We start from the raw sequence: 11,717 nt of genomic DNA on the forward strand, positions 1-11,717 counted from the left end.
GGCCCGCGCGCGATCGTGGACGCGTGATCCACGAGGTAGACGAGGCTTTGCGCCGCCTGGTCCGCGACGAGGCGCTGCGCGGTTCCGATCTGGACGTCGCGTTCGACGCGCCGACCAAGGACTGGGCGGCGCGCCGCAACGCGCCGACGGTCAACATCTACCTCTACGACATCCGTGAGGACATGCGCCGCCGCCAGCGCGGGCTGCTCAACGAGTACGACGCGCAGGGCAAGGTGGCGGCGCGGCACGTCCCGCCGCGGCACATGAAGCTCTCGTACCTCGTCACGGCGTGGACGCAACGCCCGGAGGACGAGCACCGGCTGCTGTCCGACCTGCTCATCGGGTTCCTGAAGTACGACGCCGTGCCACCTGGACTGCTCAGCGGCTCGCTCGAGGAGCTGCAGCTGCCCGTGCCGATGACGGTCGCGCTGCCGCCGCCGGAGGACAGGGCGTTCGCGGACGTGTGGAGCGCGCTGGGCGGCGAGCTGAAGCCGTCGCTGGACGTCGTCGTGTCCGCGCCGGTGTCGTCCGGGCGCAGGATCGCGGCCGGTCCGCCCGCTCGCGAGGGCGTGCAGCTGCACACCGGGGACGAGCGGGTGCGGCACGACGTGTCCGCGGACGGCGTGGCGATGCGCAGGGGCGCGCGATGATCTTCGAGCGGATGGCGGGCCTGGAGCGGCGGATCCGGATGGCGGTGGCGGCGCGGCGGGCCACGGACCCGAACCCGGACGACCCGTTCCGCGGGCTCTACCTGTCGGACGAGGTCATCGAGGCGTTGCTGGACAGCGGCAGGGAGCCGTTCGCGCCGTTCACCGAGACGACGGCGGACGGGCGGCTCGGCCGGTTGGCGCGGAAGGCGCAACTGTCCGAAGTGGATGTCGAGCTGCTGCTCGTCGCCCTGGCGCCGGACGTGGACAGCCGGTTCGAGCAGTTCTACGGCTACCTGAACGACGACGTGACGCGGCGCAGGGCGACGGTCGGGCTCGCGCTGAGGTTGTGCGGGCTCGCGGAGGCGTCGTCGCAGGGCAGGGCGAGGCTCGACCACGGCAGCCCGCTCGTCCGCTGCGGGCTCATCACCACGGAGGACCGGGAACGGCCGCTGCTCAGCCGGTCGTTGCGCGTGCCCGACCGCGTCGGGGCGCACCTGCTCGGCGACGACAGACCTGATCCGCTGCTCGCGGATTTCGTGACGCTGCCGGGAGGTCCGGTCGCGATGCCGGGTGCCGACAGGCTCGCGCGCGGCATCGAACGCGGCGTCCGGCTCGTCTACCTGCGCGAGCATCCCGGCGGCGGCGCGGCCGAGCTGGCCGTGGCGGCACTGGCACGGGCGGGTTTCCCGGCTCTGCTGGTGGACGCGGCTCGTTTGACCGACGCGCTGGCGGTCACCAGGGAGGCGTTGCTCCGCGGCGCGGGAATCGCGATCGGGCCCGTCGACTCGAACTTCTCGCTGGATCCGTTGCTGCACGACGAGATTCCGGTGATCGCCTACGGTCCGGGCGCCTGGGAGCCGCGCTGGACACGGGTTCCGCCGTTGCAGCACGACGCGGTGCAGGTGCCGTTCGAGGTGCGGATGGACCTGTGGCGCACGGAGCTGGACGGCAAGCTCGCGCAGGGCATCGACCCGGCCGAGGTCACCGCGCACTTCGTCCTCGGCCCCACGCAGATCAGCAGGGCGGCGAACGCGGCCGCGGTGTCGGCGCTGGCCGACGACGGGCTCGTCGACGTCACGCATCTGAGAGCCGGCGCTCGGAGCCAGAACGCCGGCGGGCTGCAACGACTGGCCCGTCGCATCGAGCCCGCGGTGTCGTGGCAGGACTTGGTGCTGCCCGCGCCCGTCACGTCGTTGCTGCGCGAATTGGCGGCCAGAGCACGGTATCGCGACCGCGTGATCGACGAGTGGCGCATGCGGCCAGGCGGCGGCCGCGGCCGTGGCGTGACGGCGTTGTTCGCAGGCGATTCCGGCACGGGCAAGACGATGTCCGCCGAGGTGATCGCGGCTTCGCTCGGCCTCGACCTCTACACCGTCAACCTGGCGACGGTCGTCGACAAGTACGTCGGCGAGACCGAGAAGAACCTCGAACGGATCTTCGTCGAGGCCGCGGGCGTCAACGGCGTGCTGCTGTTCGACGAGGCCGACGCGATCTTCGGCAAGCGTTCGGAAGTCCGTGACGCGCACGATCGTTACGCGAACATCGAGAGCGCGTACCTGTTGCAGCGCATGGAATCCTTCGACGGTATCGCGGTCCTGGCCACGAACTTGCGCGCGAACCTCGACGACGCCTTCACGCGGAGGCTGGACGTCATCGTGGACTTCCCGCTGCCCGACGCGGACCTGCGCCGCGGCCTGTGGGACCGCTGCCTGGGCACCTCGGTACCACGATCGTCCGATGTGGACCTGGACTTCCTGGCGGCGTCGTTCGAACTGGCTGGCGGCCACATCAGGTCGGCGGCCGTGACGGCGGCCTACCTGGCGGCCGCGGCAGGACACGTGGTCGGCATGGTCGAACTGATCGGCGCGGTGGCGCGGGAGTACCGCAAGCTCGGACGGCTGGTGGGAGAACGCGAGTTCGGCCGCTACTTCGAACTGGCGACCGAACGTCTGGTGAGTTAGCTCATTCACAGGGGAGCGGAGATGCACGGACACGAATTCGACTCGGAGACCTCCTTCCGCCCCAAGGGCGACCGAGTCCAGCACGAGGAAACCGACCTGCTGGGCCGTGCCGCCGCAGCCGGGCGCCCCGACGTGCTGGGCCCCGCCGGAATGCTGGGCCTGCAACGGGCCGTGGGCAACGCCGGCGTCGGCGCCGTCGTGGAAGAGGAGCGCTCACCCGTGCACGACGTCGTCTCGTCGGGCGGCACGCCCCTGTCCGCCGACGTGCGCGAGGACATGGAAGGCCGCTTCGGCCAGGACTTCTCCGACGTGCGCGTGCACACCGACTCCGCAGCCGACCACTCGGCCCGCTCGGTCAACGCCCACGCCTACACCGTCGGCTCGAACATCGTGTTCCAGCGCGACAAGTACGACCCCTCTTCGGACTCCGGCAAGCACATGCTGGCCCACGAGCTCACGCACGTGGTGCAGCAGCGGTCCGGCCCGGTCGACGGCACCGACGCTGGTGGTGGGGTGAAGGTCAGCGATCCGTCGGACCGGTTCGAGCGGGACGCCGTCGCGAACGCTGACCGGATCATGTCCGCGCCGGCCGCTCCGGTGCAGCGGTGTGCGGATCACGGCGATGGTGAGGCGCACGTGCAGCGCGAGGAGGAGGCTCCCGAGGAGGAGACCGCGCAGACGTTCGTGCAGCGGGCCGAGGAAGAGGAAGAAGCCACCGAGTAGCTTCAGGCCTGCCGGAATCCGTAGCGGACGACCAGCTCGGGGCTGGTCGTCGACCGCCACTCGGTGATGGCCGCGCCGGACTCCTCCTCCCACCGCCCGAGCGCGGACTCCAGCAGCTCGCGATTGACCGGCTCGTGCCAGACGTCCGCGTACATCGTCACGATTGCTTGTGCGTCAACGGGTTTCGCGTGATCCTGCTCGTCGTACTCGACGTCGCAGCTGTAGAAGAACTCCGCCGCGTCCGGCGTGAGCACATCTCCGTTGCGGAGAGCGCAGCCGAGCTGGACAGCTGTGATCAACACTTCGCCGGTGCCCGGCGGGTCCACCTCGACCTCGAAGTCCGGGCCGAGCAACGCTTCGGCGGTGACCTCCCGCACCTGCAGCAGGTCGCGAAAGGCGGCGCGCTGGATCCAGGGCGTCGTGCCGGTGACCGTCATCGCGCTGGTCGTCGGCCTTGCCGTGCGGTGGCAGGGAACGTCGCCACCGGCACGGTGATCGCCGCGGGTGCCGCCGCGCTGCTCGCCTTCGGACTGGTGGTGTGGCGATCAGCTGATCGGCGTGGGTGAGCTCGCCTCGGGGATCTCGACCCTGGGCGTTCCGGTGCCGTCGGCGGGCACCGACCACACGTCGTTCAGCCCGTCGTCGCGCTGGATCCCGTACGCGACGGTCCTGTCGTCGAGCCAGGCAGGCTGGTCGTCGACGGAGCGGGTCTCGGCGAGTGGTGTGATCTTGCTGGTGGCCAGGTCGAGCACGGAGATCCGCCAGCCCTGCTGTGGATCGCCGTTGACCGCTGCTTTGTAGGCGATGCGGGTGCCGTCCGGGGACAGCGACGGGCACTCGACGTTGTCGTGCTGCGTCAGCGGGCGGACCTTGCGGGCCGCGAAGTCGCCCTCGATCAGGTAGCGGTGCGGACCCGTGGACATGGTGGCGTAGAAGCGGTTGTCGTCGGCGGTGAACGTGACGCCCCAGAAGTTCGCGTCCGCGGGCAGTTGCGGCATGCCTTCGACGGTGAACTCCTCCAGCGACTGCACGAGGGTGCCGGTCTTCGTGTCGAGGATGCCCGTGCCGGTCGAGAAACCGTTGGCGGCGTAGGAATGTCCGTCGACGAACAGCGTCCACGCGACCATGCGGCCGCTCGCGGAGACGCGGGTGCGGTTCGGGAAGCCGGTCAGCGGGACGGTGCGCAGTTCCTTCAACTGGCTGTCCAGGATCGCGAGTTCGCCTGCCTTCAACGCGCCGACCGGGCGCAGGCACGAGATGGTGCCGGCAGCGGCGTACACGCGGTCGCAGCGCTGGTCGGTGATCTCGCGTGACCCGGCGGGATCGGTGCGGGACACGGTGGAGAGCTTGCCGTCGCTGAGCATCATCAGGCGCGGGCCGGTGCCTGTCGGGATGGAATGCGCGGGCTCGTCGGATGATGCGCCGGACAGCGCGGTGTAGCCGATGGCGACGCCGCCGAGCAGGACGGCGGCGATGACGGTGATCAGCGGGCGGTTCTTCACGAGGTGCGACGTCCCAGCAGTGCGGCGGTGGTGAGCAGGGCCAGGACGACCGCGGCCGCGGCGATCCTGGTGGCGGTTTCCGGGCTCCAGAACTGCCAGGCGAGGCCGAACAGCACGGAGGAGCCCAGGTAGGCGAGCGCTTGTCCACTTTGGATCAGCGCGATCCCGGTGGTGCGCAGGCGTTCCGGCAGGACCGGGCCCGCGAGGGCCATCAGCACGCCGTCCGTGGCGGCGTAGAAGACGCCGTAGAGCAGCACGACCAGCACCAGCAGCGGCCAGCCGCCGAGCGGGCCGTGCAGCAGCAGGTAGACGGCGGTGAGAGCGACGTAACCGCACAGCATCACCTTGAGCCTGCCGACCCGGTCGGCGAGGGCGCCGAGCGGTGCGGCGAGGAGCAGGTAGACCAGGCTCGTGCCGACGGCGAGCAGCGGGAACCAGCCGAACGCCAGGCCTTCCCGCTTCTGCAGCAACAGGTACACGAACCCGTCGCCGATGGTGACCAGGCCGAGCAGTGCCGCGGCCAGCACGATCCTGCGCACGGCCGTGTCTTTGAGCAGAGCGAGCTTGATAGGTTCCTTGCGCTGCACGGGTTCGGCGCGGTCGCGTACATGGAGCACGAGGACGAGCACGCCGAACGCGGCGATGCAGAAACTCGTGACGAACACCGCGTCGAACGACTGCGCTGAGGCCGCGAGAACGGCCATCGCGACGAGCGGCCCGGCGAAGGCGCCGATGCCGTCCATCGCCCGGTGCACGCCGAACGCGCGTCCCAGGTCACCGCTGGGCGTGGACAACGTGATCAGCGCGTCCCGCGGTGCGGTGCGCAGGCCCTTGCCCGCGCGGTCCGCGGTGATCACGAAACCGAGCGCGGTCAGGGAGTTGCCCGCCGCGAGCAGTCCGAGCTTGGCCACGGCGGAGATGCCGTAGCCGAAGCCCGCGACCGCCTTGCGCCTGTTCGTCCGGTCGGCGAGGTAGCCACCGGCGAGGCGCAGCAACGTCGTGGCGCCGGTGTAGACGCCGTCGACCAGCCCGTACGCGGCCGGGCTGAGCTGGAGGCCGATGACCAGGTACAGCGGCAGGATCGCGGCCACCATCTCCGACGACACGTCGGTGATCAGGCTGACCGTGCCGAGCGCGAAGACGTTGCCGCTCAGCCCCTTCCAGTTCGCTGACCTTGGCTTGTCTATTGTGGACAGGTACAACGTCGGCCTCCAGCCCGGTTGTGGCGTGGCAGTACGTCAGTGGCAGTTGGTGGTGCCGCTGTCGGTGTAGGTCTTGCCCGCCTCGGGGACGAACTGCCAGTCGAAGCTGTTGCTGTGCAGCGTCAGCTTCAGCACACCGCGGGTGCCGGTGTTGCGGGCTTCGCTGTTCGGCTTGATCGTGCCGAAGCTGTAGGCGCCGGCGCCGCCCATGCCCGCGACGAACGTCCGGATGCCGCGTGCCGTGTCCAGTCCGCCGTTCGGGTTCTGCGGGGCGAACCGCTCGTACTGGTGGTTGTGCCCGAACAGCACCAGGTCCGCGTTGGCGTCGTAAAGGGCCTGGAACAACGGCTTGGTCGACGTGTCCGGGGCGTGGTTGGCGCCGCTGGTGAACAGCGGGTGGTGCCAGTACGCCGCGGTGCACGGCTTCGTGCTCGCCGCCAGGTCCTGGCGAAGCCACTGCTCCTGGGCGCTGCCCACCGCCATGCTGATGTTGGAGTTCAGCGACACGATGTGCCAGTTGCCGAGGTCGAAGGAGTAGTAACCCCGGCCGGACGGCCCGGCCTGCGCCCCGAAGTAGTTGTAGTACCCGGTGGCGCCACTGGTGTGGTAGTCGTGGTTGCCCGGCGACGGCCGCGTGCGCGCCTTGTGCCGGCCCCAGGTGGGCTCGTAGTAGGTGGAGAAGTTCGACGCGGTGCCGTCGGGGTAGGCGTTGTCGCCCGTGGTCCAGACGGTGCCCTGGATGTTGTCCAGCAGCGCGGCGGTCGCGGTGTCGCCGGAACCGGAGTCCGCGATGTCACCCGCACCGACGAACACCGGATCACCGCTCGGGGGCGGGGTCGTTCCCGTGGTGATCACGAGCTGTGGTGCCGTGGTGGCGCCGGACTCCCGCGAGTCGTAGTCGGCGCCGTCCGAGCTGCTGGACGTGACACCGATGCTGAACGTGCCGTTGCCCGTGACGTAGCTGGTGACGTCGATCTCGTACCAGGCGTTGCGGGCGACCGACCCGAGCGTGCCGAGCGTGGCGCCGTCGATGGCGGGCTGGGCGTTGTAGGTGACACCGGACTCGGACCAGCTTGTGTTGGTCATCGACCGGAACGTGCCACCGTTCGGGCTCTGCGCGTCGGTGACGTCGTCGGTGTGGATGCGCAGCTTGGCGCTGCTGACCGTCTCGGTGAGGCCGGACACCGAGAACTTCAGGAACGTCCGCTTGATCGACGAGTTGTCGACGCCGAGCTGGCCGGACGTGCCGAAGTTCGTGCCGGTGGCGGCGCTGTCGACGTAGGTGTCGGCGGTGGGCGTGAACGTGGTGGTGGCCGCGTGGGCCGTCGTGGAGGCGGTGAGGGTGGCCGCCGTGACGACGACCGTGGTGAGCACGGCTAATGGAGCCCTGCGATGTGACATGCCAGCGCACTTCCTTGTTGGCGGACATGGACCGTCGGGAAGGGTAGGGCTCAAATGAGATGTGTGCGGTGATCACAGGGCGGCAGTTTGGTGAACGGGCGGAAAATCCCCCTCAGGGGTGGCTGCCCTTTCGGGCAGTCACCGGCTCCCTCCGGCACCGCCGCGCGGTCGTGTCGGGTTTGCGCAGGTCCCCGCAGCATGAGTCGTACAGGGTTCCGTACGACTTGGGAGGCCGTCGATGCCCACCTATCTCTCGCCGGGCGTGTACGTCGAGGAGGTGGAGGCAGGTGCTCGCCCGATCGAGGGCGTGGGCACCGCCGTCGCCGCGTTCGTCGGGTTCGCGGCCAAAGGTGACTACAACACCCCGACGCTGGTGTCGAACTGGGCGCAGTACACCGAGAAGTTCGGCGACTTCGTCGAGGGCTGCTACCTGCCGCTGGCCGTCTACGGCTACTTCCTCAACGGTGGCACGAACTGCTACGTCGTCCGCGTCGGCGGCGCGCGCTCCAGCCAGGCCGAGCTGCCCGCGGGCCCGCAGGCCCAGCTGGGCGGCTACCGCGTGTCGGCTCGCGAGCTCGGCGCGGGCAGCCTGTCCGTCGAGGTCGGCGACCCGGCGGGGGAGAACCAGCCGGACGACCGCTTCTCGCTGATCGTCAAGGACAACGGCAAGGTGGTCGAGACGCACCAGGTGTCGTCCAAGCGCGGCAAGGAGAACGTCCTCACCGTCGTGAACACGGCCTCGAAGCTGATCACGGTCGAGGAGGTCGCCGGAGCGTCGCTCGCGCGTCCCGACAAGGCTTCCGTGGCGCTGCGCGAGGCTCCCACGCCGCCACCCGTGCCGCGCAAGGTCGTGGCCGACGACTACGTGGGCGACGTGGCCGACCGCACCGGTTTCGGTGGCCTGGAAGCCGTCGACGAGATCACGATGATCTCGGTGCCCGACCTGATGAGCTCCTACCAGCGCGGGCTGATCACGCTGGAAGCGGTGAAGACCGTGCAGTCGGCGATGATCGCGCACTGCGAGCTCATGGGTGACCGCATGGCGATCCTCGACCCGCCGCCGGACCTCTCCGCGGACCAGGTGAGGAACTGGAAGCAGACCGAGGCGGGCTACGACTCGAAGTACGCGACGCTCTACTACCCGTGGATCAAGGTCTACGACCCGTCCACTTCGGACAACGTCTTCGTGCCGCCGTCGGGCCACATGGCGGGCGTCTGGGCTCGCAGCGACGCGGCGCGCGGCGTGCACAAGGCCCCGGCGAACGAGACGGTGCGCGGCGCCGTGGCGTTGCAGACGCAGCTCACCAAGGCAGAGCAGGAGCTGCTGAACCCGATCGGCGTGAACTGCATCCGCACGTTCACCGGCCGCGGCATCCGCGTGTGGGGCGCGCGGACTCTCTCGTCCGACCCGGCGTGGCGCTACCTGAACGTCCGGCGGCTCTTCAACTACCTCGAAGAGTCCATTCTGGACGGTACGCAGTGGGTCGTCTTCGAACCGAACGACGACGCCCTGTGGGCGCGGATCCGCCGGACCATCGCTGCTTTCCTCGTGATGGAGTGGCGCAAGGGCGCGTTGTTCGGCCTGACGCCCGACGAGGCGTTCTACGTCAAGTGCGACCGCGAGACCAACCCGGCGGAGGGCATCGACCTCGGCCAGGTCGTGTGCGAGATCGGCGTCGCGCCGGTGAAGCCCGCGGAGTTCGTCATCTTCCGGCTCGCCCAGATGCAGGGCGGCACCAGTCTGGTCAACGAGTAAAGGCGGTTCATCGACATGGCACTCCCTGATCTCGACACGTCGGTAGGCCACTCGTTCGGCCTCGAGGTCGACGGCATCACGATCAAGCAGATCTCCGAGGTGACCGGCCTGAAGATGGAACAGGACGTCATCGAGCTCAAGCAGAACATGGCCGACGGCAAGTACGTCGTGAAGAAGCTGCCCGGCCGCATGAAGGCCGGCGAGGTCGTCTTCACCAGAGGCCTGACCGCCGACAACTCCTTCGAGAAGTGGGTGAAGGACTCCCGTTTCGGCAAGATGAGCAGCGCCCGCAAGAACGGCGTGGTCGTCGTCTACGACTACGAGGGCCAGCCCATCAAGCGCTACAAGATCATGCGCGCCTGGCCGAAGGCGTTGGAGATCGGCACGCTGAAGGCGGGCGACACCTCCGTGCTGACCGAGAAGCTCACGGTCACCTACGAGGAGATGGAAGTCGAGTGAAACGCTCTGCTGCGCCGGTCATGCAGACGGAGTTCGCGTTCGAGCTCCCGCGTGGCTACGTCGACGACTCCGGTGCCGTGCACAAGTCGGGCGTGATGCGTCTGGCGACGGCCCGCGACGAGCTGATCCCGTTGCGGGACGACCGAGTCCGCGAGAACGCGGCCTTCCTGACGGTCGTGCTGCTGGGCCGCGTCGTGGTCCGCCTCGGCTCGGTGACCGACGTGCACGCGGGCGTCATCGAGAACCTGTTCGCCTCGGACCTGGCCTTCCTGCAGGACATGTACCGCCGCATCAACAGCGAGGGGCACACGCGCTCGGCCGTCGCGTGCCCCTCGTGCGGACACGGGTTCGAGGTCGACATCGCGGGTGGGCGCCTGGGGGAATCGTGACGTACGCGCCGGACCGGCTGTACTCGGAGGTCGCGTACGTCGCCTACCACTTCCACTGGTCGCTCGACTCCATTTTGGACATGGAGCACGCGGACCGGCTGCGGTACGTGGAGGAGATCGGCCGCATCAACACGCGGATCACGTCAAGTGTCAGTTCGGGGAGGTGACTTGCTGTGTGGCCCTTTCGGCGGCGTTCCGCTGAGCCTGCTTTGCCCGTTGTCCGGGCCGACTGGCGGACATTGCCGCCTTTGCAGCGAGTCGTGGCGCCGCACCCGCTGATCAACCCGGTGTCCTCCTTCACGTCGACGTTGAGTTCGTGGCAGAACCCCTCGTTCCTGGCGCCGCTGGCGCATGCGGTGGGGGCGGGGGAGCCTTCCGGGTCGATCTCCGACGTGGCTGTTCCTTCGGCTCGTGAGTGGAAGCCGCCGTCGGAAGGTGTGGTGGTGTCCCGGATGGTCTCGGTTCCTGAGGCTGACGCGGGGCCTTCCGTTGTCGAGCCTTCGCCTTTGGCTGTCGTGGAGACTTCGCCGGGCGTTGCTCCTGCTGTGGAGGTTTCGCCGGGGGTTGTGCCTGCCGTGCAGCGATCCGCAGTGGAGGAGCCGCCTCGGTCGGCTCCGGAGCCGCGGCCGCGAAGGCTGGGTCTCGGGGAGCCGATCTCGTCGGTGTTGCAGCGATCGGTGGGTGGCGAGGTCAGGTCGGGTGGGAGTGCGGTGCGGCCGTCCGGTCCGGCTGTCGTGCAGCGGGATGTCGGTCCGGACATGTCCGGGGGAACCGGTCCGGTGGTGGCGGGTGAGTCCGCTGATGCCGTGGTGATGCCGCTCGCCGGATCTGGCGAACCTGTCGGTTCGGGGGCACCTGCCGATTCCGATGCTGCTGTTGTGGCGCCGCTGGTCGGGCCTGGGGTTCCTGGTGGTCTTGAGGCGCAGGCTGATTCCGGGGTTGGCGCTGTTTCTGCAGACCCGGTGAAGCCCCTGGTCGGTGCCGATGCGCCTGCTGTGCAGCGTGCCGCCGACATGAGCGGACTGCCGGAGTCGCGATCGCCGGCTGCACCGTCCGTGCAACGGTTTGCGACCAACCAAGGACCACGAACCCCGGGACTCGGCCTGCCGATCGTGCGGCAACCGTCCGAGCCCGGTCCGGCGCAGTCGGCTCCAAGCCGTTCCGTTGGTGAGCCGAGCTCATCCGACCCTGTCGCGGGTTTCGCGGAGCCCTCGCGGGTTGTTGACGTCGGTGAGGTGAGTGCTGATGTCGTTCAGCGCTCAGAGGCGGGAGAGCCCGGTGGCTCGACGCCGATCGCGGTTCTCGGGGCTGGTGGCGAGTCGGTCGGGTCGCATGTCGTTCAGCGTGTTGTGGCCAGAGATTCTGGTGGGGTGGCTGCTGGTCCGCGTGCTGATGTCGTTCAGCGGTCTGTAGTGGCAGAACAGGGTTCCTCGGCGCCGGTTGTCGACGCCGGTCGCGTGGCAGCTGGTGGCGAGTCGGCGCCGATCGCGGGTTTCGCCGAGCAGCTGCCTGTTCTTGATGTCGGCGACTCGTCCGCGAGCACCGCTGAGCCGTCCTTGCCGCGTGCTGCCGACATCGGCCGGGATGTCGTCCAGCGTTCCGTGGCCGGGCCGCCGATCGCGGCATCCGCGCAGCAACCCTCCCAGGACCACGCAGTACGGATGGTGCAGAGGG

Annotated in this window: 12 protein-coding genes; 7 read left to right on the plus strand and 5 right to left on the minus strand. The window is 69.1% G+C overall.

Annotation, left to right across the window (positions count from 1 at the left end; translation table 11 throughout):
• Positions 1 to 23 precede the first annotated feature (23 nt).
• From JOD27_RS39250 to JOD27_RS39260, 3 genes are read left to right on the plus strand one after another with little or no spacing between them, the layout of a single operon-like run.
• Positions 24 to 650, plus strand: coding sequence for a Pvc16 family protein (locus tag JOD27_RS39250; protein WP_204767431.1), 627 nt, complete (start codon positions 24 to 26; stop codon positions 648 to 650).
• Entirely contained in the window at positions 647 to 2,611 is a 1,965-nt protein-coding gene (locus JOD27_RS39255; protein ID WP_204767432.1) for an ATP-binding protein, read from the plus strand. Before JOD27_RS39250 ends, JOD27_RS39255 begins: the two co-directional genes overlap by 4 nt.
• A gap of 21 nt (positions 2,612 to 2,632) precedes the next feature.
• Positions 2,633 to 3,334, plus strand: a complete 702-nt coding sequence (locus JOD27_RS39260; protein ID WP_204767433.1) for an eCIS core domain-containing protein — start codon at positions 2,633 to 2,635, stop codon at positions 3,332 to 3,334.
• 2 nt (positions 3,335 to 3,336) lie between these two features.
• Here JOD27_RS39260 and JOD27_RS39265 read toward each other — a convergent pair whose 3' ends face one another.
• From JOD27_RS39265 to JOD27_RS39280, 4 genes are all read right to left on the minus strand, one after another.
• On the minus strand, positions 3,337 to 3,771 hold the full coding sequence (locus JOD27_RS39265) for a hypothetical protein (RefSeq protein ID WP_204767434.1): 435 nt from the start codon (positions 3,769 to 3,771) through the stop codon (positions 3,337 to 3,339).
• A gap of 108 nt (positions 3,772 to 3,879) precedes the next feature.
• Entirely contained in the window at positions 3,880 to 4,836 is a 957-nt protein-coding gene (locus tag JOD27_RS39270; protein WP_204767435.1) for a PD40 domain-containing protein, read from the minus strand.
• A complete protein-coding gene (locus JOD27_RS39275) occupies positions 4,833 to 6,038 on the minus strand; it encodes an MFS transporter (RefSeq protein WP_204767436.1) in 1,206 nt (401 codons plus the stop codon). Before JOD27_RS39275 ends, JOD27_RS39270 begins: the two co-directional genes overlap by 4 nt.
• A 36-nt stretch (positions 6,039 to 6,074) precedes the next feature.
• Positions 6,075 to 7,439, minus strand: a complete 1,365-nt coding sequence (locus JOD27_RS39280; RefSeq protein ID WP_204767437.1) for a CBM96 family carbohydrate-binding protein — start codon at positions 7,437 to 7,439, stop codon at positions 6,075 to 6,077.
• A 238-nt stretch (positions 7,440 to 7,677) separates the two neighbouring features.
• Here JOD27_RS39280 and JOD27_RS39285 point away from each other — a divergent pair, with 238 nt between their 5' ends.
• The 4 genes from JOD27_RS39285 to JOD27_RS39300 are packed head-to-tail and all read left to right on the plus strand — an operon-like array spanning position 7,678 to position 10,210.
• Positions 7,678 to 9,195 carry a phage tail sheath family protein gene (locus tag JOD27_RS39285; RefSeq protein WP_204767438.1) on the plus strand — a complete coding sequence of 506 codons (1,518 nt, stop codon included), beginning with the start codon at positions 7,678 to 7,680 and terminating at the stop codon, positions 9,193 to 9,195.
• A gap of 15 nt (positions 9,196 to 9,210) precedes the next feature.
• Entirely contained in the window at positions 9,211 to 9,654 is a 444-nt protein-coding gene (locus tag JOD27_RS39290) for a phage tail protein (RefSeq protein ID WP_204767439.1), read from the plus strand.
• 20 nt (positions 9,655 to 9,674) lie between these two features.
• Entirely contained in the window at positions 9,675 to 10,043 is a 369-nt protein-coding gene (locus JOD27_RS39295) for a hypothetical protein (protein WP_204767488.1), read from the plus strand.
• Positions 10,040 to 10,210: a DUF6760 family protein gene (locus JOD27_RS39300; RefSeq protein ID WP_204767440.1), complete on the plus strand. Its 171-nt coding sequence runs from the start codon at positions 10,040 to 10,042 to the stop codon at positions 10,208 to 10,210. The genes JOD27_RS39295 and JOD27_RS39300 overlap by 4 nt, the downstream gene beginning before the upstream one ends.
• A gap of 1,092 nt (positions 10,211 to 11,302) precedes the next feature.
• On the opposite strand, the gene JOD27_RS39305 is transcribed toward JOD27_RS39300, so the two are convergent.
• Positions 11,303 to 11,695, minus strand: a complete 393-nt coding sequence (locus JOD27_RS39305) for a hypothetical protein (protein WP_204767441.1) — start codon at positions 11,693 to 11,695, stop codon at positions 11,303 to 11,305.
• Between the last annotated feature and the right edge of the window lie 22 nt (positions 11,696 to 11,717).

The organism is Lentzea nigeriaca (genome assembly GCF_016907955.1).
Lineage (GTDB): Bacteria > Actinomycetota > Actinomycetes > Mycobacteriales > Pseudonocardiaceae > Lentzea > Lentzea nigeriaca.